The 25,959-nt window shown below is 68.0% G+C and carries 16 protein-coding genes; 7 read left to right on the forward strand and 9 right to left on the reverse strand.

Translation table 11 applies throughout. From position 1 onward, the window contains the following. The first annotated feature begins 68 nt into the window (after positions 1 to 68). From GV007_RS07735 to GV007_RS07765, 7 genes are all read left to right on the forward strand, one after another. Complete coding sequence (locus tag GV007_RS07735) at positions 69 to 5,666, forward strand: glutamate synthase-related protein (RefSeq protein WP_236558413.1); 5,598 nt, start codon at positions 69 to 71, stop codon at positions 5,664 to 5,666. Next, entirely contained in the window at positions 5,663 to 7,399 is a 1,737-nt protein-coding gene (locus tag GV007_RS07740; RefSeq protein ID WP_236558415.1) for a diflavin oxidoreductase, read from the forward strand. The genes GV007_RS07735 and GV007_RS07740 overlap by 4 nt, the downstream gene beginning before the upstream one ends. A 138-nt stretch (positions 7,400 to 7,537) precedes the next feature. Beyond that, complete coding sequence (locus tag GV007_RS07745) at positions 7,538 to 8,482, forward strand: hypothetical protein (RefSeq protein ID WP_160071768.1); 945 nt, start codon at positions 7,538 to 7,540, stop codon at positions 8,480 to 8,482. Positions 8,483 to 8,575: 93 nt separating this feature from the next. After that, positions 8,576 to 9,229 (forward strand): TetR/AcrR family transcriptional regulator, encoded by a 654-nt coding sequence (locus tag GV007_RS07750; RefSeq protein WP_160071769.1) that lies wholly within the window; start codon positions 8,576 to 8,578, stop codon positions 9,227 to 9,229. A gap of 329 nt (positions 9,230 to 9,558) precedes the next feature. Continuing rightward, positions 9,559 to 10,017, forward strand: coding sequence for a MarR family winged helix-turn-helix transcriptional regulator (locus tag GV007_RS07755; protein WP_104241249.1), 459 nt, complete (start codon positions 9,559 to 9,561; stop codon positions 10,015 to 10,017). Positions 10,018 to 10,114: 97 nt separating this feature from the next. Beyond that, positions 10,115 to 11,023: a DUF2268 domain-containing protein gene (locus GV007_RS07760; protein ID WP_160071770.1), complete on the forward strand. Its 909-nt coding sequence runs from the start codon at positions 10,115 to 10,117 to the stop codon at positions 11,021 to 11,023. Positions 11,024 to 11,049: 26 nt separating this feature from the next. After that, positions 11,050 to 11,817, forward strand: coding sequence for a MerR family transcriptional regulator (locus GV007_RS07765; protein WP_160071771.1), 768 nt, complete (start codon positions 11,050 to 11,052; stop codon positions 11,815 to 11,817). Positions 11,818 to 11,935: 118 nt separating this feature from the next. On the opposite strand, the gene GV007_RS07770 is transcribed toward GV007_RS07765, so the two are convergent. The 9 genes from GV007_RS07770 to trpC form a co-directional block, all read right to left on the reverse strand. Next, positions 11,936 to 13,039 (reverse strand): NADH:flavin oxidoreductase/NADH oxidase, encoded by a 1,104-nt coding sequence (locus tag GV007_RS07770; protein WP_160071772.1) that lies wholly within the window; start codon positions 13,037 to 13,039, stop codon positions 11,936 to 11,938. Positions 13,040 to 13,107: 68 nt separating this feature from the next. Further along, a complete protein-coding gene (locus GV007_RS07775; RefSeq protein WP_236558417.1) occupies positions 13,108 to 14,142 on the reverse strand; it encodes an alpha/beta hydrolase in 1,035 nt (344 codons plus the stop codon). A gap of 133 nt (positions 14,143 to 14,275) precedes the next feature. Further along, complete coding sequence (gene pyk, locus GV007_RS07780) at positions 14,276 to 15,733, reverse strand: pyruvate kinase (RefSeq protein WP_160071773.1); 1,458 nt, start codon at positions 15,731 to 15,733, stop codon at positions 14,276 to 14,278. Between the two features lie 56 nt (positions 15,734 to 15,789). Beyond that, positions 15,790 to 17,250, reverse strand: a complete 1,461-nt coding sequence (locus tag GV007_RS07785) for a glutamate synthase subunit beta (protein WP_104241252.1) — start codon at positions 17,248 to 17,250, stop codon at positions 15,790 to 15,792. Further along, complete coding sequence (gltB, locus tag GV007_RS07790; RefSeq protein WP_201297637.1) at positions 17,243 to 21,811, reverse strand: glutamate synthase large subunit; 4,569 nt, start codon at positions 21,809 to 21,811, stop codon at positions 17,243 to 17,245. The genes GV007_RS07785 and gltB overlap by 8 nt, the downstream gene beginning before the upstream one ends. A gap of 188 nt (positions 21,812 to 21,999) precedes the next feature. Then, a complete protein-coding gene (gene lgt / locus GV007_RS07795; RefSeq protein ID WP_160071775.1) occupies positions 22,000 to 23,097 on the reverse strand; it encodes a prolipoprotein diacylglyceryl transferase in 1,098 nt (365 codons plus the stop codon). Then, complete coding sequence (gene trpA / locus GV007_RS07800) at positions 23,094 to 23,915, reverse strand: tryptophan synthase subunit alpha (protein ID WP_160074142.1); 822 nt, start codon at positions 23,913 to 23,915, stop codon at positions 23,094 to 23,096. The genes lgt and trpA overlap by 4 nt, the downstream gene beginning before the upstream one ends. 29 nt (positions 23,916 to 23,944) lie before the next feature. Then, a complete protein-coding gene (gene trpB, locus GV007_RS07805; protein WP_160071776.1) occupies positions 23,945 to 25,189 on the reverse strand; it encodes a tryptophan synthase subunit beta in 1,245 nt (414 codons plus the stop codon). Next, positions 25,186 to 25,959: an indole-3-glycerol phosphate synthase TrpC gene (gene trpC / locus GV007_RS07810; RefSeq protein ID WP_160071777.1), complete on the reverse strand. Its 774-nt coding sequence runs from the start codon at positions 25,957 to 25,959 to the stop codon at positions 25,186 to 25,188. Before trpC ends, trpB begins: the two co-directional genes overlap by 4 nt.

Genomic DNA, 25,959 nt, shown 5'->3' on the forward strand with positions numbered 1-25,959 from the left:
ACGAAACCTCCAATGTTGCAGTGTTCGCGTCGCCTTTCCCCTCGCTGCTGTCCCTTGGAGGCATCTTCGTGTCGCAAAAAACCGTTGGTCTGTACCGTCCCGAGCTCGAGAAGAGCGACTGCGGCGTCGGCTTCATCACGCGCAAGGACGGCGTGCAGCACCATGATGTGATCCGGCTCGGAAACGAGGCGCTCTGCGCGATCCCCCACCGCGGAGGAATGTCCGCCGAAGGTGTCGGCGACGGCGCCGGCATCAACGTCGACCTGTCGGTCGAGTTCTTCAGCTCGCTCGTCGAGCGCGAGCTCGAGTCGGGCCTCTTCGGCGTGGGCAACTTCTTCATGCCGAGCGACGTCGAGCAGCTCGACATCGCGCACGAGCTCATCTCCAGCACGCTGCGCGCGCACGGCATCGAGCCGGTCCTCGTCCGCGACGTGCCCGTCGACGCCACCGTCGCACGCCCCGCGGCGGCCCACTACCAGCTGCCCATCGTCCAGTGGATCTTCGTCGCGGCCGAGGGCTGGAGCCGTGCCGAGATGGACGCTGCAGCCAACGCCGCCCTCCTCGACATCGAGGGCATCGCCTACTCGAACGCAGCGCTCCAGGGGCTCTACCCGCTGTCGCTGAGCGCCCGCACGCAGACGCTCAAGGGCCGCCTCAACTCGAACGAGGTCATCCCCTACTTCACCGACCTGCTCGACGAGCGCCAGTCGGTTCGCACGCTCTTCTTCCACACTCGCTTCTCGACCAACACGGAACCGCACCCGAGCATGGCGCAGCCGTTCCGCATGCTGGCGCACAACGGAGAGCTCAACACCGACCGCAAGAACCGCCTCTCCGAGAACGCGCTCGCCACCGCGCGGGGCCGCGTCATCGTGCATCCACCCGGACAGTCGGACAGCAGCCGCTTCGACCAGACCCTGCAGAGCCGCGTCTTCGATGACGGGCTCGAGCTCGTCGAGGCCGTCGTCTCGACCATGCCGCCGGCGTGGGAGAACGACCGCACGCTCACCCCGGAGGTCCGGGACATGCTCGAGTTCTTCTCCCTCTACGAGGAGAAGAACGACGGACCGGCAGCACTCGTCTTCAGCAACGGCGACATCATCGGCGCGCGGCTCGACCGCCTCGGGCTGCGCCCGTTGCGCACCGTCGAGACCGACGAGTACCTCGTGGTGAGCTCCGAGGCCGGGCAGATCCAGTTCGCACCGGGCAGCATCGTGCGCCGCGGTCGCATCGAAGCGGGCGGGATGCTCTACTTCGACCACACGCAGGGGCGCAGCTTCCGCACGTGGGAGGCGCTCGAGCAGCTCGCTCTGCGCCGCGACTACAGCGCAGACCTCGAGGCCGCGCGCGTCAATATCGAGGACATCGAGCTGCCCGAGATCGACCGGGGCAGCAACACGCTCGGCTACGACGGGGACCTCTCCCCCGCCGGCAGGTACGTCGCGTACTCGCTCAACCAGGAGAGCTTCAAGTTCATGATGGACCCGATGCTCGCCAACGGCACCGAGCGCATCTCCGCCATGGGCTACGGCAACGCCATCAACGCGCTCTCCGACCAGGAGGGCGGGCTCGCGAAGTACTTCTCGCAGCGCTTCGCGCAGGTCACGAACCCGCCGCTCGACAGCATCCGGGAGGCCGACGGCATGACGTTGCGCGTCGCACTCGGCGCGAAGCCCGACGGCGGCAACCAGACGCGGCAGATCGTCGTGCCCTCGCCCATCCTCAGCCACCTCAACATGGTCGTGCTCCGCGAGCAGCGCCTCGCGCCGCTCGAGCGCTTCGAGATCCTCTACACGCCCGTGCAGGGCGACGCCCCCGCCAACGCCGCCTCGCTTCGCGAAGCCGTCGAGCGTGTGTGCGACGCTGTGACCGCGTTTGCGCGCACGCACGGCGGCATCGCCGTGCTCACCGACCGCAACGTGTCGCGTGAGCTGGCCGCGATCCCCCTCATCCTGGTCATCGCGGCCGTCAACCAGCGACTCATCCGTGAGGGCCTGCGCCTGCGGGTGTCGATCATCGCGGAGAGCGGCCAGCTGCCCTCGTCGCACCACATCGCCGCCGCGCTCGGCTTCGGTGCCGCCGCGGTCTACCCGCTCTGCGTGCGCCTGCGCGCCGAGGAGCGCTACCCGAGCGGCGCCGCCTCGATCGACACGATCACGGACACCGACCTCGCCGTGGCCCGCTTCGCGAAGGCAGCAGAGAAGTCGCTCATGAAGACCATGGGCCGTGTCGGCCTGTGCACCGTCGAGAGCTACATCGGCGGCGAGTTCTTCGAGCCCAACTACCTCGACACGAAGGACCCCGTCCTCGCCGACTACTTCCCCCACCTGGCTGCCCCGGTCGGCGGCGTGCGCTTCGAGCGCATTGCCCTCGCGGTCGCCGAGTGGCACGAGCGGGCCGTCGCGGTCGCCGATGAGAAGCAGATCCCGCTCCTCGGCCTCTTCAAGGAGCGCCAGGAAGGAGCCGGCCACTCGTTCGGCACCACCGCGGTGCGCGGGTTCATCGACATGACCGAGGAGCCGCGCATCCTCGAGACGACGAAGGCACCGGAGGGGCCCGCCGCGAGCGAAGAGTCGCACCCAGGTCACGACTCGCTGCGACTCCTCACCCTCGGCCAGCTCGGCGACGCGTTCGGGCTCGACGACAAGGCGTACACGTACAGCGGCTACGGCGCACTCACGCCGGAGCAGATCGACGCGTTCGAGATCACCCCCGGCTACCGGGACTTCGTCACGAACACCATCCAGGAGCGCACGCGGCGTCCCTCGGCGCTCCGCGACGTGCTCTCGCTGCCCGCAGACGTCCGCCTCGCCTCGACGCCCTCCGAGTTCGCGCGGGAGCTCAGCCGCTTCTCGCTCGAGGGGAACAGCGACGTCCGCGTCCGCGGCCTCGAGATCGAGCACACGGAGAACTCCACCTACGAGCTGAAGCTCACCGGCCCCTTGGACGACGAATCGACCCGCTACGACGCGCTCGCGCAGGTCCTCACGGCCCTCGACGGCGACGCCATCACCGAGACGACCGCGACGGATTCGAAGCTCGAGGTGCGCATCGCCCCGGGCGCACCGAGCATCTTGAGCCTCCTCAGGACAGCGCCGGACAGCATCTCGCTCGATGAGGTGCAGCCCGCGCACGAGATCGCCCGCACGCTCGCATCCGGCGCCATGAGCCACGGGGCGCTCGTCGCGACCGCCCACGAGTCCGTCGCGCACGGCACGAACATGGTCGGCGGCATGTCGAACTGCGGCGAGGGCGGCGAGCACATCACCCGCTACAACACGATCCGCGGCTCCCGAATCAAGCAGTTCGCGTCCGGCCGCTTCGGCATCTGGGCCGGCTACCTCGCCGACCCGATGCTGCAGGAGCTCGAGATCAAGATCGGCCAGGGCGCGAAGCCCGGCGAAGGCGGCCAGCTGCCGGCGCCGAAGGTCACGGTCGACATCGCCGCGGCCCGAGGTGGGACGCCAGGCGTCGAGCTCGTCTCGCCGCCGCCGCACCACGACACCTACTCCATCGAGGACCTCGCGCAGCTCATCCACGACTGCAAGGCAGCACGGGTGCGGGTCGTCGTGAAGCTCGTCTCGTCGGAGGGCATCGGCACGATCGCCGTCGGCGTCGCCAAGGCGGGCGCCGACGTGATCAACGTCGCAGGCAACACGGGAGGCACGGGTGCGGCCGCCGTCACGAGCCTCAAGTACGCAGGACGCTCGGCGGAGATCGGCGTCGCTGAAGTCCACCAGGCACTCCTCGCGAACGGACTCAGGCAGAAGGTCGTCCTGCGCTGTTCCGGTGCCCACCAGATGGCAAGCGACGTCGTCACCTCCGCGCTTCTCGGCGGCGACAGCTTCGAATTCGGCACGACGGCGCTCATGATGCTCGGCTGCGTCATGGCGAAGAACTGCAACATCAAGTGCCCTGCCGGACTCACGACCAACCCCGAGGTGTTCGACGGCGACCCGCGCGCGCTCGCCCAGTACCTCCTCAACATCTCGCACGAGGTGCGGGAGATCCTCGCCTCGCTGGGGCTGCGCTCGCTCGGGGAAGCACGAGGGCGCGGCGACCTGCTGCAGCTCCTCGCGCACCCCGCGAGCGTCGGCGACCTCGACGTTCGCGACATGCTCGCGAAGGTTCCCGAGAAGATCGTCGCCAACCCCATCTACCTCGAGAAGGACTTCAGCATCGACGACTCCCTCGTCGACCAGATCCGAGCCGCCCTCGTCGACCGAGCGGAGCCGTCGATCCTCATCGAGGGCGTCGAGATGGGCAACCGCTTCAAGTCCGTCGGCGGTCAGCTCTCGATCGACATCGAGCGGATGCTCAATTACGAGCTCGACGCTGAGACGGTCGCCGGGCTCCCCGCAGTCGTCGAGGACGAGCGAGGCAGGCGCTCGCTCGTGGACGGCAGCATCACCGTCACGACGCAGGGATCCGCCGGGCAGTCCTACGGCGCCTTCAGCAACGACGGCATGCGCCTCGTGCACACGGGAACCGCGAACGACGGCGTCGGCAAGAGCCAGGGCGGCGGAACCATCGTCGTGCTCTCCCCCGGCGGCGGCGGCTCGGAGCCCGGCGAGAACGTGCTCATCGGCAACTTCGCGCTCTTCGGTGCGACGGGCGGACGCACGTTCGTGCAGGGCGAGGCGGGCGACCGCTTCGCAGTGCGCAATTCCGGCGCAACAGCGGTCGTCGAGGGCATCGGCGACTTCGGCTGCGAGTACATGACCAACGGGGCCGTCCTCAACCTCGGGAGTGCAGGCAAGGGCCTCGGCAACGGCATGAGCGGCGGATTCGTCTACCAGTACGACGCCGACGGCTCGACGCGCGAGAACGTGAGCGCCGACTCCCTGCTGGTGTTCCCCATCACCGACACGAGCCACGGCGACTTCCACGAGGCCGCAGTCAAGCTCCTCCTGCAGTGGCACCTCGATGCGACCGGTTCGCCGCTCGCCGCTCAGATCCTCCAGGACTGGGAGTCTGAGCGCAGCAGGTTCTTCTGCGGCATGCCGCGCGCGCTGCTGCTCTACCAGGACGCCGACAAGATCCTCGCCGCGAAGGGACGCAAGGAGCTGCTCGACGAGCTCTCCACCTCCATCGCAACCCAGCGCATCCGCCTCTTCAAGGAGGCCTACCGCGGCGGTCACCCGGTGATCGGCGGGCGCACCCCGGGCGGCTCGGAGTCGGACCGTGACGACAGGTTCGCCCTGCTCGCCTCTTACGCGGTGCTCAACATCTCGCAGGACATCGCGCTCACCCGAGTGCCGGACGCCAGCGGGCCCGACGACCCCAGGGTGGTCGACGCCGTCCGGAAGCTCATCCTCACCGAGGACTTCTTCGTCATGCAGCGCGTGAACAAGTACCTGCGCGGCGAACTCGACCGGTTCGAGGACGCGGAGCTCGCGGCCCTCATCGCCGCGAAGCGCCTCGAGGACTACAAGGACGCTCTTCGCCTGCGCAACGTGCGCAGCATCGACGCGCCAGGAACGACGGGGTGGATCATGCATCAGAACGTGAAGAACCGCCGGCTCCTCCAGTCGGTGGGCACCGACGAGATCCTCGCGACCGCGGCGATGGTCGACATCGCCCGCGAGCTCGTCGTCACCGAGAAGCGGCAGCAGCCGACGGCCGCGACCGCTGGCCTCGCTCCGACCGCGGGTGGCCTCGCGTGAGCGCCCCGTTCATCCCCGTCGACGCCCCCTTCACCCGGGAGCAGCAAGCCTGGCTCTCCGGATTCATGGCAGGACTCGCCGCGATCCCCACCGCCGACAAGGAGGTGCAGGCCGCGACGCTGACGCTCGAGATCCTCATCGGCACGCAGACCGGGAACTGCGAGTTCGTTGCTGAGGACCTCGCGGCGGCGGCCCGAGCCGCCGGGCTCGCGGCGACGCTCGCCCCGCTCGACTCGGTCTCCCCCGAGGCGTTGAACGGCGAACGCAACATCGTCGTCGTCACGTCCACGTACGGCGAGGGTGAGATGCCGGACAACGCCGAGCTGTTCTGGGAGGAGCTGTCCGCTGACGGTGCTCCGCGCCTCGAGTCGGCGAAATTCGCTGTCCTCGCGCTCGGAGACAGCAGCTACGACGACTACTGCCAGGCCGGCAAGCTCATCGACACGCGCCTCGAGCAGCTCGGGGCGACTCGTGTCGTGCCGCGCGTGGACTGCGACGTCGACTACGAGGATGCAGCCGCCGAGTGGATCGCGGAGGTGGTCGAGCACTTCGCGGCCCTCCAGCCGAACACCGCCGCTCCAGCGCCAGCCGCTGCCGCTGCGCCGGCCCGAGTGCGCTCGCCGTGGAACAAGAAGACGCCGTACCCGTCGCGCCTCGCCGTCAACCGCGTCCTCTCCGGGCCACGAAGCTCGAAGGAGATTCGCCACTATGAGTTCGATCTCGGCGACAGCGGCATCACGTACGCGGCGGGCGACGCCCTCGCCGTCGTGCCGGTCAACGAGCCCGGTCTCGTCGACGAGCTGCTCGGGCACCTCGGCTTCTCCGGCGACGAAATGCTCGAGGGCGGCTCGATGCTGCGCACGGCGTTCGAGCGAGAGCTCGACATCACGGCCCCCTCAAAGGACCTGCTCGCGGAGCTCTCCGCGCGGGAGCCGAGCGGAGCTGTCGCGGAGCTCGTGCAACGCGGCGACAAGGCGCAGCTGGACAGCTGGCTGTGGGGCAGGGACACGCTCGACGTGCTCCGGGCGGCGCAGGGAGTGAGCTTCACCGCGGATGAGTTCGCGTCGCTGCTACGGCCCATGCAGCACCGCGCCTACTCGATCTCGTCGAGCCCGCTTGCCAGCCCGGACCGCATCCACCTCACCGTCGCCTCGGTGCGCTACGGAAACGAGGCCCGCCGGTACGGCGGCGTGTGCTCCACGTTCCTCGCGGACCGTGTCGGCGACCTCGACCCCGTGCACCTGTTCCTGCAGCCGAACGCGGCGTTCCGCGTGCCTGAGGATGACGACGCCCCCATGATCATGGTCGGCCCAGGCACGGGGATCGCCCCGTTCCGCGGCTTCCTGCACGAGCGTGAGGCGCGCGGCGCATCCGGACGCAACTGGCTGCTCTTCGGCGACCAGCACCGCGACAGCGACTTCATCTACGAGGAGGAACTCGCGGGGCTCAGCGAGCGCGGTGTCCTCGACCGCCTCGACCTGGCGTTCTCGCGCGACCAGGCGGAGAAGATCTACGTGCAGACGCGCATGCTCGAGCACGGCGCCGAGCTCTACGCCTGGCTCGAAGAGGGTGGGCATTTCTACGTCTGCGGTGACGCATCGCGCATGGCGAGAGACGTCGACGATGCCCTCCACGCGGTGGTCGCGCAGGAGCGAGGAGTGACGGCTGAAGGCGCGGCTGAGTACGTTGCCGCGTTGAAGCGCCAGAAGCGCTACGTGAGGGACGTGTACTGAGTCATGCTGCCGGAGGACACCGCGGGCCGGGATGAGGTCTGCGGGGCGGGCGGGGACTGCCCGTGCGCGCGGCGTCGCGGCGGTGGGCTCCGAGGTCTCGGGCGGGATGGCGCAGTCCGTGCGGGCCACTCCCGGCAGGTGAGCGCGCTCAACGCTGGGACGCTCGATCGGCTGCTTTCGTCCCCGCACACCATGCTCCGCAAGGTGACGCTGTCGCCGGAGGCGCTCGCCTACGGTCTTGTCGGGTTCGGCACGGCGACGGCAACCACCAGCAATGGCGCGTGCACGATCCACCAGATCGGCAGCTACGACCTGCCGACGGCGTGCGGTCGGGCGCTCCTCGCGCCCTCCGCCTGGATCACCTTGCGGGTTCGTCCGGCGTCGCTCGGCGTCGCGGTGATCGCCCACGAGGAGGGCCTGCAGGGCGCGCTCCCCGGCCTGTACGTCTATTCGAGCGGCGGGCGACTCGTGCATCGGGTGCTTGTCCACTCTGCCCAGGACGCCGGGCTGCTCGCGAACCTCGGACGTTCTCGGCCGCCGAGCGAGGCGCAGCTGCGCAACCTGCAGCTGCCCGGGGAAGTTGCAGCGGACTGGCGCGACGGCGATCAGCTCGCGCAGCTGGACGCGATTCTCGACGCGGGTGGATCCGATCGACACGCTGCGCTGGTGCGAGGGAGCGCTGCTCGCGGTGTCTGGGGTGTCGGTGGCGTCGGGAACAGCCGCCCCGTGGATTCCTCGCTGCTCCCCGCGGTGTTCGAGCACCTGAGCTCAGTCGGATTGCCGGTCTGCGTGGGTGTTGCGTCGAGTGCTGTGCTGCAGCTGAGCGCGGGGCCGGTGCACCTCGTGGAACGTGTTGGTGCGCTCCTGGTCGTCTCGCTTGGGGATGGCGTCATCGAGCTCGATCTCAGCGCGGTGCGCTCGTGTCTGCTCGTGGCGGCCTGCGGGCCGCGGGGTAGCACGTCGACGCTGGAGCTCTACGATGAGCGCGCCCGCTGCGTCGCCGTGTTGACGCAGCTCGGGCTGGTCTCGGCCGACGTGCATCGCGCCTGGGAGCACATGCTGGAGTCGTTGCCCGCTGCGTGAGGCAGGTGTGAGGTGCTCGAATGACCTCGCCTGGCCCTTGCATGGTCGCGTATGAACGCGTTCACTGAACTTGTTCGAGGTAGCCTTTCGGGCATGTCGACACCACGCGCAGAGATCAAGCAGCTCACGCACTCCCGCGTAGTGGACTCCGCGGCACACCTTTTCGTTGAGGAGGGGTTCGCTGGCACGAGCATCCGCGGAATCGCCCAGGCGGCGGGCGTGAGTGTCGGCACGGTCATGTCCGTGGGCGACAAGAGCGCGCTGCTGGTGCGTGTCTTCGACCTCCTCGTCGAGGCGGAGCTCGCCAAGCGGGCGGCCGTCGTCGATCAGACCAGTCCCGAGGTTGCCCAGCGGGCTGCATCTGCTGATATCGCCGGACTGGGCACGGGGGCTGGCAGAACCGGGGGCAATTGCCCCGACAGGCTCGTGGGCCTCACGGCACCGCTCGTCGCGCTGTTCACGCGTCACGACGAGCTTGCGCGCGCCTACGCGTCCATCCTCATCTCGGGCGGGCGCGAAGCGGGACTCTTCTCGGACCTGGCGACCAGTCTCACTGAGAAATTCCGCACCGTGATCACCGAGCGCGGATGCACCGCCGAGGGCGACGCCGCCGCGCGGGCGGGGGCGTTGTACTTCGCGTTCATCGGGCTGCTCTTCACGGCGGCCGCCGGTGGCACCTCTGACCCCGAAGCGCTCTCCGCGGACGTCCGCGGGGCGTTTGACGCGATCTGTGCTTGCCGGGAGTGACTAGGCGGAGGTCCGGGTCGAGCCCGACTCGCGTCGCTCCTCGCTCGGGCAGAGGATGCTGCTCGGCTGATTGGCGCCGACGCCTCGCCGGATCTCGTGCTCGGAGTACGGGTGTCCGCAGTCCCGGCAGGACGCGGGTGCTCGGACGGGATCCGTTCGCGCGACTCCCCCGGTGCCCACCTGTGCCGGCCCCATGAATGGGAACAGTAGCTGGTTCAGCCGATTCCACCATCCGGGCTGACCCTTGTAGGGGTTCGGGAGTCTGTCGCTGGCCATAATCGTTAGTGTACTAACTATTCGTGGTCTGTGTGCGCGACTAGTCTGGACCCGTGGATCTCCTCGCACTCGACAAGCAGCTCTGCTTCGCCTTGGCCGCGGCCAGTCGGAGCGTCATCTCGCTCTACCGACCCATCCTCGAGCCGCTCGGCCTCACGCATCCGCAGTACCTGGTGATGCTCGGGCTCTGGGAGAACGACGGACAGACACTCGGTCAACTCGCGAGGGCCCTTCATCTGGAGCCTGCCACGCTCAGCCCGCTCGTGAAACGACTCGAGACCTCCGGCCTGGTCACCCGCAGCCGACGACCAGACGACGAGAGAGCCGTCGAGATTCGACTCACTCCCCCGGGCCTCGAGCTGCGGGCCAAGGCCGAGGAGGTGCCAGTCAAGGTCGTCGCGGAGCTCGGGTGGACCCTCCCCGAACTCGAGGCGCTCAAAGACACGCTCACCCGGCTTCTCGACGACTCGACGACAGCCAGGGCCGAGGGGGCGCGCGAGCCCCGCAGCTAGCTCGACACCTGAGACACGACCGAGGAGCACCGGCCGGGGACACGCATCGACGCGATGGTTGACCTTGCACCTAGGTCAATGTCTATAGTCGAATGCCATGACCATTTCACTGATTGACAGCGCCTCCGCGATGGCGCGGGTTCTGGATGCGACCCCCCATAAGCGTGCGGATCTCGTGCGCGAGATGTGGGCGCCAATGGCGGGCATGTACCACTTCATTCCAGCCCAACTGGACATGGCCTCGATTCACCGTCAGAACTTCGGCTTCGACTGGGAGGAGTCCTCAGACCAGCTGCGCGAGGGGTTGCAGATGCTGGTGGATGCTGGTGCGTGGACCCGTGTCGCCGAGGCCCTTGAGGCGGGAGCAGCCGCATTGAAGGCCGCCGACCCGAGCGTGCTCGTGCCGGATCTCACGGTGTTGCTCCTGCTCGGCGATCCCGCTAGCGAGCATTTCCTCAACGAGGTTCAGGGCTTGTCGGGGTTCGGCGGGATCAGCGGCTACATAGCTATCACCGTGTGGCCCACTCAGCGTGTCCTCGACCGACTCGAAGCCATCGCCGTCCATGAGCTCCATCACAATATCCGCTACTCGCCAGGCGGTATCGCCTGGAACCCTGCCACGGTGACGGTTGGAGAGCACGTCATCTCCGAAGGACTCGCGGACACCTTCGCGATGGAACTCTACGGTGGCGCTGGACACACCCATTTCGTCACCGACGCGACTCGCTCCGATGACCAAGTGCTCGCGAAGGTCGCGACCGGGCTTGAAGTCACCGGGATGCAGGAGTTCGCCGGTTGGGTTCTCGGTGATGCCACGGCAAGACTGATGGGTGGCTCACCGGTGGGTCTGCCCACTGGAGCGGGCTACGCCGCTGGAGCGCGACTCGTTGCAGCGTACGTCGAGGCCACAGGCACGACGGCGGCGCAGAACGTTCGGACTCCTGCGGCGGAGATCTTGCTGTGGGCTCTGCCTCGCCTCGGCCTTGAAGGTTCCGAGCGGAGTTGACGGTCGAGAGACGCTGAGGAGTGCGGATGGAATGGACGGTCAAGGAGCTCGCCGAGAGAGCGGGGATAAGCGGCGCTGCATTGCGCCACTACCATCGCATCGGGTTGCTCCATCCCGACCGCGTCGGGTCGAACGGCTATCGCTACTACGGGCCCGCTTCGGTCGCACGACTGCAGCGTCTCCTTCTGCTTCGAGAGACGGGGATGGCCTTGACTGAGATCGCTGCAGTGCTGGATGCGCCGGAGACACCGTTCGCCGAGCGAGAAGCGCTGCAGACCCACCTGGAGCAGCTGAACGCGGACAAGGCGACGCTTGAGCGACGCATTGCCGCGGTTCAGCACACGTTGGCGATGCGCCAGGAAGGCCGTGAGCCTCGCATGGACATCATGCTTCAAGGCTTCAACGACGCCTACGAAGCCGAGGTCGTCGAGCGCTGGGGGCGCGACGCGTTCGACGCCTCGCATCAGTGGTGGCATGGCAAGTCCGTTCGCGAACAACGCGCGTGGAAAGCTGAAACGGAGGCTCTTCTGGCGCGCTGGCGAGAACTGCAAGAAGAAGGTCATGAGCCCGATTCCGCAGCGGCCCAGACACAGGCGAGCTCTCACCTGGACTGGTTCGCCCAGATCCCTGGAACACCAACGCATGCCGGCGACACGGAGAGGTCCACCGCAATGGTGCTCGGTATCGCGGACCAGTACGAGTCGGATCCGGATTTCCACGTGAGTTTCGGAAGCAGGGAAGCCGCAGGATTCGCCGCTGACGCGCTTCGCACTCACATCGGTCGGCTCCCGTGATGCCCTTGGCTCGGACGGTCAGTGGAGGCATGCAAACACTCGTGACGTCGGCGTACGGACTTCGGCCGCCACGTCCGCACCGATGAAGAATGGAACGGCGTGATCCGGGTCAGCGCGTCTAGCCCATGGTCGCGCGCCAGTACTGGGGTGCCACGAAGCCGACTTGCCCGTCTCCCAGCTGCACTGCGGCGTGCACCGGCCAGTTCGGGTTGGCGAGTGCGGCTCGGCCGACCGTGATCCCGTCGGCATCGCCGCCCACCAGGATCGCCTCGGCGTGGCGCGCTTCCGTGATCTGGCCGACCGCCGTGACAAATGCGGTCTCTGCGGGGAGCGCCTCGCGGACCGCCCGGGCGAGCGACACCTGGTAGCCGGGGCCGACCGGGCCAGTGAAGGCGCCGATGCCGCCGCTGGAGAGGTCGAACACGGTGACGCCCAGCGCGTGCACGAGCTGCGCGAGCACGACGGTCTCGGAGATCGTCCATCCGCCTTCCACCCAGTCTTCACCGGAGAAGCGAATCGCCAGAGGCTTCTCGGCTGGCCAGTTGCGCCGCACCTCTGCGACGACCTCGAGGACGAAGCGGGTGCGGTTCTCGAACGAGCCGCCGTACTCGTCACTCCGCTCGTTCGAGAGCGGCGACAGGAACTCATGAAGCAGGTAGCCGTGAGCCGCGTGGATCTGCAGCGCGTCGAAGCCGGCAGCGTCCGCGCGGCGGGCCGCTCTGCCCCAATCCGTCACGAGGTCCGAGATCTGCGTGACCGTGAGCGCGGCAGGGACGGCGAGTCCGAAGACGTCGGTGCTCGAAGGAGCCTGAGCGCTCCAACCGCCTTCGTCTGCCGGAACGGTACCTCGCGCCGTCTCGGGCAGGGCCGGGTAGGCGGATGCCTTGCCTCCGGCGTGGCCGAGTTGGATGCCCGCAGCAGCGCCCTGCTCATGCAGGAAGTCGACGATGGGTCGCCACGCCTCCGTGTGCTCGTCGCTCCAGATTCCCGTGTCCTCCGGCGAGATGCGGCCCTCAGGGACGATCGCTGTCGCCTCCGTCCAGACCAGCCCGAACCCGCCGCTCGCCCGCGCTCCCAGGTGCACGAGCTGCCAGGACGTGGGAAGACCGTCTCGGCGCGTCACCGAGTACTGGCACATCGGTGCGAGGAACGTCGCGTTGCGCAAGCGCAGGCCGCCACCTTCTACGCTCGGCAGGGTGACGGGTGACAGGAGACGGCTCATGCTGACCTTTCGACGTTGGGGCACACGCGGTCCAACAGCGAGACGGCCGCTGTTGTTCCCGCTGCCGATCAGCGGAGGTACGCTTTCAGCCACCGCGACATGGCCGCGAACGCCTCGGCACGCACAGGCGGGGCGGAGAGCAGAACGTCGTGCAGCGCGCCGTCCAGGCGACGAACCGTGACCGTGTCACCAAGATTGAGTGAACGCCGGGCGATGTCGTCGACGCGCAGCACGGAATCCGAGGTGCGCATCGACTCATGCCAGATCGGCGACAGCGTACTCCGCGACGAGAGGAGCGTCAGGACGGGCGCCCGGATGTCGAGCCCTACGGCGACCGCCGCGTGTCCGGCGAGGATGGCGTGGAGCCAGCCAGCTCGGACGGTGAAGCTCGGCGTCGGCCGCCAGCGGTCGTCGAACTCCCACTCGCCACCCAGCTCCTTCTTCACAGCCCGCGTGTAGAAGCCGAAGTCGATGTTGTTGAACGTATCCGTGGGGCGGAGCTGGGCCGCGAGCGTCATGAGCGGAGTCAGCGCCGTGCGGACCGCCGCTCTGGTCTGCAGCTCGAGCCACGGGCTGTTCAGGATGAGCGCATCCGCTCGACCGGGGTTCCGGTCCGCCCAGAGACTCAGCGTGAGGCCGCCCGTGGAGTGGCCGATCAGGATGAGCGGATGCCGACCCCGGCGGTGCCCGCCATGCCCATGCCCCATGACCTCGAGGGCACGTTCCAGCTCCTCGTCGTAGGTCGCGAGATCGGTGACGAATCCGGGCGTCTGATAGTCGCGGAGGCTCCGGCCGTATTTGCGGAGGTCGAGCGCGAAGAACCGTGCGCCTTCGCTCGCCCAGTGGTGCGCGTGGTGCTTCTGGAAGAAGTAGTCGGACCAGCCGTGCACGTAGAGGACGTCAGCTCCACGCGCTGGGCCCCGCGCGAAGCGGTCTGCCCGAGGCCCCCGCACGAGCGTTGCGACGACCGGGCCCTCGTGGTCGGGCTTGAGCGTCAGATCGAGTGCCGAGAAGCCGGAACCGAGGATATCCGGTCGCCATTCCGTCGCCGCGACAAGCGCGTCTCTGACATCCAGCTCGGTGGACCCCTGCACCGGACTCACGACTCGCTCCGCGTCTTGGCTATCGACATGGTGAAACGATACCCAACCGGGGGCCGCCGCGGGCTCGCACCGACGACAAGAGGCCGGTCAGGACCGTGGGGGTCCTGACCGGCCTCTCGGCGGCAGCGTGCGGCTAGCGGGTGTGCTTGCCCTCGTACGCGGGGACGACGCGGTCGTCATCGACGCCAACGCGGTGCACGCGGAGGTCGTTGGTGGTGCCAGCGCGGCCCGGGGGCATGCCGGCCACGACCACGACGACGTCGCCCGCCTGGGCGAGGCCGTTCTCCATGAGGTACTTGTCGACCTGCCCGATCATCTCGTCGGTGTGCGTGACGCGCTCCACGATGGCGGCCGTGACGCCCCAGTAGAGGTTCATGCGACGAGCGATGTGCGGCGACGGGGTGAACCCGAGCACGGGGATCTCGGTGCGCAGGCGCGCCATGCGGCGCACCGAGTCACCGGACTCCGTGAACACGCAGTAGTACTTCGCCTTGAGGAACTCGCCCACTTCCGACGCGGCGAGGGTGATCGCTCCGCCCTGCGTGAAGGGCTTCGTGCCCAGTGGCGGGATGCGGTCCAGGCCGTGCGTCTCGGTCGACTCGATGATGCGCGCCATGGTGCGCACCGCCTCGATCGGGAACGCGCCGACGCTGGTCTCACCGGACAGCATGAGCGCGTCGGCGCCGTCGAGGACGGCGTTGGCGCAGTCGGATGCCTCCGCGCGGGTGGGGCGCGGGTTCTCGATCATCGTCTCGAGCATCTGCGTCGCGACGATCACGGGCTTCGCCCAGCGGCGAGCCTGCTGGATCGCGTTCTTCTGCACGATCGGGACCTGCTCGAGGGGAAGCTCCACGCCGAGGTCGCCGCGGGCGACCATGATGCCGTCGAACGCGTCGACGATCTCGTTGAGGTTCTCGACGGCCTGCGGCTTCTCGATCTTCGCGATCACGGGAAGGCGGATGCCCTCCTCGTCCATGATCGCGTGCACCCGGTTGATGTCCTCCGCCGAGCGCACGAACGACAGGGCGATGATGTCGGCGCCGATGCGCAGACCCCAGCGCAGGTCGTCCTCGTCCTTCTCGGAGAGCGCCGGCACGTTCACGGCGACGCCCGGCAGGTTGATGCCCTTGTTGTTCGAGACCTTGCCAGGCACCTCGACGCGGGTCGTGACGGTCACGCCGTCGGTCTCCACGACGCGCACGAGCACCTTGCCGTCATCGATGAGCAGCGGATCGCCCGGCTTCACGTCGGTGGGCAGGCCCTTGTAGGTCGTCCCGACGAGCTCCTTCGTGCCGGGCACGTCCTGGGAGGTGATCTTGAAGATGTCCCCGACCGCGAGGTGGTGGGGGCCGTCCTCGAACTTCTCGAGACGGATCTTCGGTCCCTGCAGGTCGACCAGGATCGCGACGGGAACGCCGAGCTCCTCGGCGGCATCCCGGACGAGGGTGTAGTTCTCCGTGTGCACGGCGTGGTCGCCGTGGCTGAGGTTGAAGCGCGTGACGTTGACGCCGGCGCCGATGAGGGCGCGGATCCCTTCAGGGGTGTTGACGGCTGGACCGAGGGTGGCGACGATCTTCGCTCTACGGCTCATGCATTAACTCCGGTTCGTCGAAACTGTGGTGCGCCGAGAGGCGCGTGGTGGCGGATTCAGAGGGAGATCGCGCGCTCGGTGGCGAGGATCGGCTCCGGAAGCTCCGTCGACTGTTCAAGATACCGGTCGACGGAGGCGGCTGCCGCACGTCCCTCCGCGATCGCCCAGACGATGAGGGACTGACCGCGGCCCGCGTCGCCCGCGACGAACACTCCAGGGAGCTCCGTCTCGTACTCGGCAGTGCGGTCGAGGGCTCCCCGTGAGGTGAACGGGAGCTGCAGCTGAGGTTCGATCGTGTGCCGCTCCGGGCCCGTGAAGCCCATGGCCAGGAGCACCAGGTCGGCGGGAAGCTCGCGTTCCGTGCCCGCCTTCGGGCCTCGTGAGCCGTCAGCGCGGAACTCGGTCTCGGCGAGGCGGATCGCGCGGACCCGGCCGGACTCGTCGCCGATGAACTCGACCGTGGACGCCTGGAAGGCGCGCTCGCCGCCTTCCTCGTGCGAGGTCGAGACCTCGAAGAGGGTCGGAGTCGTCGGCCACGGCTGGTGCGCGGGACGCTCGGTCGGCGGCTCCTTGCCGATGGCGAGGTTCGTGACCGAGGCCGCGCCCTGGCGGTGCGAGGTGCCGATGCAGTCTGCACCGGTGTCTCCACCGCCGATGACGATGACGTGCTTGTCCTCGGCGTGGATCTGCGAGGCGAGGTCATCGCCCGCGACCACGCGGTTGGACTGCGTCAGGAAGTCCATCGCGTAGTGGACGCCCTTGAGCTCGCGGCCGGGCACGGGGAGATCGCGCGGGACCAGCGCTCCGGTGGCGACTACGACGGCGTCGTAGCGCTGGCGGAGGTTATCCCACGTGATGTCGCGACCGATCTCGATGCCGGTGCGGAAGCGAGTGCCCTCGGCACGCATCTGCGAGAGACGTGCATCCAGCACGGACTTCTCCATCTTGAAGTCCGGGATGCCGTAGCGCAGCAGCCCGCCGATGCGGTCGTCACGCTCGAACACCGCGACGGTATGGCCGGCGCGTGTCAGCTGCTGGGCGGCGGCGAGGCCCGCTGGCCCCGATCCGACCACGGCGACGGTCTTGCCCGTGAGCCGCTCGGGCGGGTGCGGACGAACGTTGCCCTCGGCGAAGGCCGTGTCCGCGATGGACTGCTCGACGCGCTTGATCGTGACGGCCGGCTGGTTGATGCCGAGCACGCACGACGACTCGCACGGGGCCGGGCACAGGCGTCCCGTGAACTCCGGGAAGTTGTTCGTGGCGTGCAGGCGCTCGCTCGCGCCCGCCATGTCACCGCGGAACGTGAGGTCGTTCCACTCGGGGATGATGTTGCCGAGCGGGCAGCCCTGGTGGCAGAAGGGAACGCCGCAGTCCATGCAGCGCCCAGCCTGCCGGCGCAGCTGGGTCGGCTCCTGCGGGTCGTAGACCTCGCTGAAGTCCATGATGCGCACGGGAACGGGCCGACGCTTGGGGAGCTCGCGTTCGCGATTGGTGAGGAATCCTCTCGGGTCAGCCACGGGTCGCCTCCAGAATCTCGTGCCAGGTCGTGCTGTCGTCGGGGTCGCCACCGCGTTCGATGGCTGCGTTGCGGATCTCGGTGACCTTCGCGTAGTCACGCGGGAGCACCTTCGTGAACTCCTTCGACACCGCGTCGAAGTCATCGAGCATCTCGCGAGCGAGCTGCGAGTCGGTCTCCGAGTAGTGGCGCTCGAGGATGTCGCGCAGGATGTCGGCATCGGCGCTGGTCAGCGTCGTCAGACCGAGCTCACCCGTCGAGACCATGTCGGGGTTGACGAGCTTCGGGTCGAGCTTGTGCACGTAGGCGATGCCGCCGGACATGCCCGCACCGAAGTTCTTGCCCGTCTCCCCCAGGATCACGGCGAGTCCGCCGGTCATGTACTCGAGCGCGTGGTCGCCAACGGCCTCCGCCACTGCGGTGGCGCCGGAGTTGCGGACGAGGAAGCGCTCGCCGACGACGCCGCTCAGGAACATGGTTCCGCTCGTCGCGCCGTAGCCGATGACGTTGCCCGCGATGACGTTCTCGTGCGATTTGAACGGCGCACGCTCGTCGGGCCTGAGGATGATCTCACCACCGCTGAGCCCCTTGCCGACGTAGTCGTTCGAGTCGCCGACGAGCCGGATGCGGATGCCGTTCGGCAGGAACGCGCCCAGCGACTGCCCCGCGGTCCCGCGCAGTTCGATGTCGATCGTGCCTGCGGGCAGGCCGTGCTCCCCGTGCTTGAGGGTCACGTGGTGCCCGAGCATCGTGCCGACGGCGCGATCGGTGTTGATGACATCCATCGAGACCTTGACGGACTCGCCGCGCTCGAGCGCCTGCTCGGCGAGCGTGAGCAGCTTCTGGTCGAAGTGCTGGTCGAGCTCGTGCTCCTGGGTGACGAGACTCCGAGTCGGCGCATCGCCGAACTCGTGGCCGGTGAGCACTCGAGAGAGGTCGAGCCCCTCGGTCTTCCAGTGATGCATCGCTTCGTCGACCTCGAGGAGCTCGCGCTTCCCGATGATCTCGTCCAGCGAGCGCACGCCGAGCTCCGCGAGGTACTCGCGGACTTCCTGCGCCACGAACTCGAAGAAGTTCACGACGTGGTCGGCCTGACCCGTGTAGCGTGCGCGCAGCTCAGGGTTCTGCGTGGCGACACCGACCGGGCATGTGTCGAGGTGGCAGACGCGCATCATGATGCAGCCAGAGACGACCAGCGCAGCGGTCGCAAAGCCGAACTCCTCGGCACCGAGCAGGGCGCCGACGATGACGTCTCGGCCCGTCTTGAGCTGACCATCCACCTGCACGACCACGCGGTCGCGCAGGCCGTTGAGCATGAGCGTCTGCTGCGTCTCGGCAAGACCGAGCTCCCACGGGGTTCCCGCGTGCTTGAGGGAGTTGAGCGGTGAGGCGCCCGTGCCGCCGTCGTGGCCCGAGACGAGGACGACGTCGGCAAGTGCCTTCGTCACACCGGCCGCGACTGCGCCGATGCCGTTCTCGCTCACGAGCTTCACGTGGATGCGCGCCGACGGGTTCGCTCGCTTGAGGTCGAAGATCAGCTGCTTGAGATCCTCGATGGAGTAGATGTCATGGTGAGGGGGCGGGGAGATCAGACCGACGCCAGGCGTCGCGTGGCGCGTCCGAGCCACCCACGGGTAGACCTTCGTCGGAGGCAGCTGCCCGCCTTCGCCCGGCTTCGCACCCTGCGCCAGCTTGATCTGGATGTCATCCGCGTGAGTCAGGTACATGCTCGTGACGCCGAACCGGCCCGAGGCAACCTGCTTGATGGCGCTGCGTCGCTCAGGATCGAGGAGGCGCTCCACGTCCTCGCCGCCCTCACCCGTGTTCGACTTGCCCCCGATGCGGTTCATCGCGATGGCGAGCGTCTCGTGGGCTTCCTTCGAGATGGAGCCGTAGCTCATGGCTCCCGTCTGGAACCGCTTCAGGATCTCGGAAGCCGGCTCGACCTCGTCGATCGGAATCGGAGTCCGGCCGCCCACCTTGAACTTGAAGAGTCCACGCAGCGTCATGGTCTCCGCGGCCTGGTCGTCGACGAGCTTCGTGTACTCCTTGAAGATGTCGTAGCGGCCCTCGCGCGTCGAGTGCTGCAGACGGAAGATCGTGTTCGGGTTGAAGAGGTGCGGTGGCCCCTCACGGCGCCACTGGTACTCGCCACCGATGTCGAGTGGACGGTGCGACGCGGGAGCAGCCTGAGCCGGGTACGCGTGGCGGTGGCGGAGCTGGTTCTCGCGGGCGATGCCCTCGAGCCCCATTCCGGAGATCTTGCTCGCCGTGCCCGTGAAGTACTCGCTGACGAGCTCGTTCGAGAGGCCGACGGCCTCGAAGCACTGCGCACCCGCGTAGGAGGAGACCGCGGAGATGCCCATCTTCGACATGATCTTCAGGACGCCCTTGCCGAGCGCCTTGATCAGGTTGGCGACCGCCTTCTCTTCCGAGACTCCGGTGAGCTTGCCCTGACGGACCATGTCCTCGCAGGACTCCATCGCCAGGTACGGGTTGACGGCGGAAGCACCGTAGCCGAGCAGCACTGCGACGTGGTGCACCTCGCGGACATCACCCGCCTCGATGACCAGGCCGACGCGCATCCTGCGCTCCGTGCGGATCAAGTGGTGGTGCACGGCACTCGTCATGAGCAGCGAGGGGATGGGCGCGTAGTCGCGGTTCGAGTCGCGGTCGGAGAGCACGATGAAGCCGGCGCCGGCGTCGATCGCGCGGTCGGCCTCCTCGCACAGCTCCTCGAGGCGCTTGCGCAGCCCCTCCACGCCGTCGTCGACCCGGTAGCAGCCGCGGAGGGTCTCCGCCGCGTCGATACCGGGGCGCTGCTCGATGTGCTGGATCTTCGCGAGCTGGTCGTTGTCGATGACCGGGAAGTCGAGCACGACCTGACGCGCGTGCTCGGGGCCAGCGCTGAGGAGGTTCTCCTGCGGCCCGATGCTCGTCGTGAGACTTGTCACGACCTCCTCGCGGATCGAGTCGAGCGGCGGGTTCGTCACCTGCGCGAAGTTCTGCGTGAAGTAGTCGAAGACGAGCCGTGGTCGGTCCGTGAGGATCGCGATGGGCGTGTCCGTCCCCATGGCGCCGATCGGCTCAGCACCGTTCTTCGCCATAGGGGCGAGCAGGATACGCAGCTCCTCCTCGGTGTAGCCGAAGGTGCGCTGGCGGCGTTCGACAGAGGCCGGAGTGTGCGTGACGTGCTCGCGCTCCGGGAGCTCAGCGAGGTTGATACGACCCTCGTCGAGCCAGTCCCCCCACGGCTGCAGCTCCGCGAGGTCGTGCTTGACCTCATCGTCCTCGATGAGGCGGCCGACCTCGGTGTCCACGAGGAGCACCTGGCCGGGGCGCAGACGCCCCTTGCGGATGACGGTCGCGGGGTCGAGGCTCGCGACGCCGACCTCGGAGCCCAGCACGATCAGGCCGTCGGCCGTCTGCACGAAGCGGCCGGGGCGAAGCCCGTTCCGGTCGAGCGTCGCGCACACGTAGCGGCCGTCGGTGAACGCCATAGCCGCAGGCCCGTCCCACGGCTCCATGATGAGCGAGTGGTACTCGTAGAAGTCACGCACCTCAGCGCTCAGGTCCTCTGCGGTCTCCCACGCTGCCGGCACCATCATGTGCACGGCGTGCGCGAGGGAGCGGCCCGAGAGGGTCAGGAGCTCCAGCACCTCGTCGAAGGAGGCCGAGTCGCTGGCGCCCTCGGTGACGATCGGGAACAGGTCCGCGACGTCGCCGAGGATCTCAGAGCGCAGCTGCGACTGCCGGGCGCGCATCCAGTTGCGGTTGCCACGAACCGTGTTGATCTCGCCGTTGTGCGCCATCATGCGCATCGGCTGCGCGAGCTGCCACGACGGGAACGTGTTCGTTGAATAGCGCGAGTGCACGATCGCGAGCTTGGAGGCGAAGCGCTCATCGCTCAGGTCCGGGTAGAACGGCTCAAGCTGCAGCGTCGTGACCATGCCCTTGTAGGTGATCGAGCGGCACGAGAGCGACATGAAGTACACGCCGAGCGAATGCTCGGCGCGCTTGCGCATGCGGTAGCACTGCCGGTCGAGGGACGCGCCCTTGCGCGGGTTCCCTCGGAAGTTCTGGCGCTCGCTGCGCACGAAGAGCTGTTCGATGACGGGCATCGCGGCTCGCGCCAGCTTGCCGAGCTCATCGGGCTGCACGGGAACCTCTCGCCAGCCGATGACGCGGAGGTCCTCTTCTGCCGCGAGCTTGGCGATGCCAGCCTTGACCCTGGCCCGCTCGTCCGCGTCCACCGGGAGGTAGGCGTTGCCGACCGCGTACCGGCCATCGGCAGGCAGATCGAAGCCGCTGACCGCGCGGAAGAAGTCATCCGGGATGGCCGTCAGGATTCCGGCGCCATCACCGGTGCCCGCATCCGAGCCGACGGCGCCGCGGTGCTCCATGTGGCGGAGCGCGTCGAGCGCGTGGTCGATGATGTCGTGACCCGGCGTGCCACGCAGGGTGGCGACCATCGCGAGCCCGCAGGCATCGCGTTCGTTGGCAGGGTCATACAGACCGGCTGCTGCTGGGTAGCCATTCGTTGGAAAGGCGGCGGAGGTCATAACTCGTCCCCTCGTCGGTGGTGCCATGGGTCGCTTGGCGGACTCGACAGAAGACTGATGTTGACGGAGCCCGTTCGGGGCGGGTGCCTACAGGCGTCCGTCGGTCCATTCAGCAGATTACGACCGCTGTGTTACTTCTGTGTTTCGAGGTGCACGAGCAAGGCCCGAGAGGGGTGGGGTGTTTCGCGTCAGTTCTTCGAAGAGGTAGAGACTTCTTCGCTCTCATCAGGGGTATTTTCCGCAGCGCCTGAGTTAGGCTTGGCTTCGGAAGTTTCCTCGTCGTGAACCGAAGATTGCGCGGAGGTTTCCTCGTCGGCGTCGAGCTCGCTTCCGTCTGCATCGAGTTCGTCGTCGCCGTCGGGCTCGTCGTCCCCGTCGAGTTCGTCAGCCTCAGCACCCTGAGCAGTCTCGGCGGCCCTGGCTGCCTCGGACTCCGGATCGCGTCCGGGAAGGTAGATGCTCGTGCTCAGCTGCGAGACCGGCAGGCGTGAGACGTAGATGAAGAGCGCGACGCCGACGATGACGAGGCACAGGGCCCCGAAGACGTTCGAGCGCATCCCGAGGATCACCTCGGAGTAGTCGACGCGGATGGACTCGATCCACATGCGTCCGGTTCCGTACCAGATGAGGTAGGCGGCGAGCGTCTTGCCCGTGCGCCACCTGAACATGCGCTCGAGGAGCACGATGAGGGCGATGCCGGCGAGGTTCCAGAGCATCTCGTACAGGAACGTCGGATGGAAGAGCGTCCCCTCCGGCAAGCCGACGGGGAAGGCTGGATTGCTCGCCTCGATCTGCAGGCCCCACGGCAGGTCGGTGGGCCAGCCGTAGAGCTCGTGGTTGAAGTAGTTGCCGAGACGCCCGACGGCCTGTGCCAGGAGGAGGCCCGGGATGAGCGCGTCCGAGAACGCGAGCATGCGGATGCCCGTCATGCGGCTCGCGATGAAGATGCCGATCGCTCCGCCGATGAGGGAGCCGATGATGGCGTTGCCACCCTCCCAGATGAAGAAGATCCGCCAGAAGTTGGCGCCCTCGAAGAAGTAGTCGGCCGGGTGCGTGAAGACGTGGTACAGACGCGCGCCGAGCAGCCCGAGCAGCACTGCCCAGATGGCGAAGTCGACCGTGATCCACTTCTCACCGCCACGCGCGGTGAGGCGCCGGTCCGTCCACAGCACGGCGAGGATCATGCCCGCCACGATGAAGAGCGCGTAGAGGTGCACCGTGAGCGGCCCGACCTCGAAGCTCGCCCACTCGAGGGGCGGGCTGGGGATTCCGGTCAGTGGCGTCATGCCTGTTCCTTCGAAGATGGAGCGTCGAGTGCTGTTCCGGTCGCGAGCTGGGCGGCGACCTCGGCGACCGCGGGCACGCCGCCGGAGGCGAGAGCCTTCACAAGCGCGGATCCGACGATGGCGCCCTCCGCATACTCGAGCACCTCGCGGACCTGCTCTGCGGTCGAGATGCCGAGGCCGACGCAGGCTCGTGTGCAGCCGTGCGCGTGGAGTCGGTCCGCGAGTGAGCGCGCGGCCTGGTCGACGTCCGCCCTGGCTCCCGTGATGCCCATGGTCGAGACCGTGTACACGAAGCCACTGCTGGAGTTGATGACCAGATCGAGGCGAGCGTCGCTCGAGCTGGGGGCCGCGAGGAAGACGCGGTCGAGCTCGTGCGCCTGCGAGGCGGCGATCCACTCGCCGCCCTCGTCAGGGACGAGGTCGGGTGTGATCAGCCCGTTGCCACCCGCTGCGGCGAGGTCGCGGGCGAACGCGTCGACGCCGTACTGCATGACGAGGTTCCAGTAGGTCATGACGACGATGGGCGCGTCCACCTCGGCACGGATCTGGCGGATGGCCTCGAAGACGTGCTCCGTCCGGAAGCCGCCCTCGAGCGCCTGGACAGCCGCAGCCTGGATGACGGGGCCGTCCATGACCGGGTCCGAGTACGGCATGCCGAGCTCGATGACGTCGACGCCAGCCTTGACGACCGCGATAGCCGCGGCCACGGAGGTGTCGAAGTCAGGGAATCCGACGGGCAGGTAGGCGACGAGCGCACCCCTGCGGTCTCTATTCGCCGTGTCGATGACCTGCTCGAGGGCAGACGTCGCGGACGGGATCGGGGAAGCCGCGGTGGTCGATGCTGAGGTCACTTGACTTCTCCCTCGGTGCGGTCCGGGTTGCCGAGACCGAAGTACTCGGCTGCGGTCTCCATGTCCTTGTCGCCGCGACCCGAGAGCGAGACCAGGATCGTCGCGTCCGGACCGAGCTCCTTGCCGAGCTCGAGCGCGCCGGCGAGGGCATGGCTGGATTCGATGGCAGGAATGATGCCCTCGGTGCGTGAGAGCAGTCGGAAGGCCTCCATAGCCGCCGCATCAGTCACCGGGAGGTACGTTGCTCGACCGACGGCGGCGAGGTGCGCGTGCTCTGGTCCGACGCCCGGATAGTCGAGGCCCGCCGAGATCGAGTGCGACTCGATGGTCTGTCCGTCGACGTCCTGCAGGAGCAGGGTGCGAGCGCCGTGGAGCACGCCAGGGCGACCGGCGCCGATCGTCGCGGCATGCCGTGGCGTGTCGACGCCGTCGCCAGCGGCTTCATAGCCGTAGAGCGCAACCGTGGGGTCGTCGAGGAACGCGCTGAAGATGCCGATCGCGTTGGATCCACCTCCGACACACGCGACGACGGCGTCCGGCAGGGCACCGGTGAGGTCGAGCACCTGCTGGCGCGCCTCCTCGCCGATGATGGCCTGGAGGTCGCGAACCAGCGCGGGGAACGGGTGCGGGCCAGCGGCAGTGCCGAACACGTAGTTCGTCGTGTCGACGGATGCGACCCAGTCGCGCATGGCGTCGTTGATCGCATCCTTGAGCGTCGCCGAACCCGACTCGACGGCCACGACCTCAGCCCCCAGGAGCCGCATCCGCGCGACGTTCAGCGCCTGGCGCGCAGTGTCGACGGCACCCATGTAGATCGTGCAGTCGAGGCCGAAGAGGGCCGCCGCAGTCGCAGTCGCGACGCCGTGCTGGCCTGCGCCCGTCTCGGCGATGACCCGCGTCTTTCCGATGCGCTTCGTCAGCAGAGCCTGCCCGAGCACGTTGTTGATCTTGTGCGATCCCGTGTGGTTGAGATCTTCGCGCTTGAGGATGATGCGGGCGCCGCCAGCGTGCGCGGCGAACCGCGGTGCCTCGGTGATGATCGAGGGGCGACCCGAGTAGTCGCGGTGCAGCCGGGAGAGCTCAGCCCAGAATTCGTCGTCAGCCTTCGCGGCCTCCCAGGCGCTCGACAGCTCGTCGAGAGCCGCCATGAGGCTCTCCGGGACGAAGCGGCCGCCGAACTCCCCGTAGTAGGGGCCAGAGGCGTTCCGCAGCGATGTGGTGTCTGGGGGCAAGGTGCTCATGCGAGGTGGAAGGTCTCCAAAGTAGATTCCGGGTTGCCGCCCGTCACGAGCGCCTCCCCGATGAGAACGGCGTCTGCGCCGGCGTCGCGGTAGCGGCGCACGTGAGCTGGTTCGAGGACCGCCGATTCGGCGACCTTGACGACATCGTTCGGGTAGAGGGGAGCAAGCTCCCCGAAGAGCTCCGGGTGGAGCTCGAAGGTCGCGAGGTTGCGAGCATTGACACCGAGGATCCTCGCGCCGGCGTCGAGACCGCGCAGCAGCTCGTCCTTCGAATGCGCTTCGACGAGCGCCGTCATGCCGAGCTGCTCGGTGAACTCCGCGAGGCGGACGAGCGTCGACTGGTCGAGCCCCGCGACGATGAGCAGGGCCAGGTCGGCCCCGCACGCGCGGGCCTCGAGCAGCTGGTACTCCTCAGCGATGAACTCCTTGCGGAGCACTGGGACGGCGACCGTGTCGCGCACGGCGCGGAGGTCGTCGAGCGAGCCGAGGAACTTGCGCTGCTCCGTGAGCACGGAGATCGCGGCCGCTCCCCCACGTTCGTAGGAAGCCGCCAGCACAGCGGGGTCGGGGATATCAGCGAGGCGACCCCGAGAGGGGCTGGCTCGCTTGACCTCCGCGATGATGTTGACGCGCTCCGAGCGGGCGAGTGCCCCGTACGCATCGAGCGCAGGGGCGACGTCGGAGATTCGAGCCTCGAGAACGCTCGAGGGAGTGCGCTCCCGCCGTTCAGCCGCGTCCTCGAGAGCGCCGTGGTACAGCGACTCGAGCAA

Origin of the sequence: Pseudoclavibacter sp. 8L, assembly GCF_902506465.1 — a bacterium.
Lineage (GTDB): Bacteria > Actinomycetota > Actinomycetes > Actinomycetales > Microbacteriaceae > Pseudoclavibacter.

Coding starts and splice junctions, on each gene's coding strand:
- lgt (WP_160071775.1), bottom strand. CDS start 23,097: ATGACGCCACTGACCGGAATCCCCAGCCCGCCCCTCGAGTGGGCGAGC.
- trpB (WP_160071776.1), bottom strand. CDS start 25,189: ATGAGCACCTTGCCCCCAGACACCACATCGCTGCGGAACGCCTCTGGC.
- GV007_RS07770 (WP_160071772.1), bottom strand. CDS start 13,039: ATGAGCCGTCTCCTGTCACCCGTCACCCTGCCGAGCGTAGAAGGTGGC.
- GV007_RS07750 (WP_160071769.1), top strand. CDS start 8,576: ATGTCGACACCACGCGCAGAGATCAAGCAGCTCACGCACTCCCGCGTA.
- gltB (WP_201297637.1), bottom strand. CDS start 21,811: ATGACCTCCGCCGCCTTTCCAACGAATGGCTACCCAGCAGCAGCCGGT.
- pyk (WP_160071773.1), bottom strand. CDS start 15,733: ATGAGCCGTAGAGCGAAGATCGTCGCCACCCTCGGTCCAGCCGTCAAC.
- GV007_RS07765 (WP_160071771.1), top strand. CDS start 11,050: ATGGAATGGACGGTCAAGGAGCTCGCCGAGAGAGCGGGGATAAGCGGC.
- GV007_RS07760 (WP_160071770.1), top strand. CDS start 10,115: ATGACCATTTCACTGATTGACAGCGCCTCCGCGATGGCGCGGGTTCTG.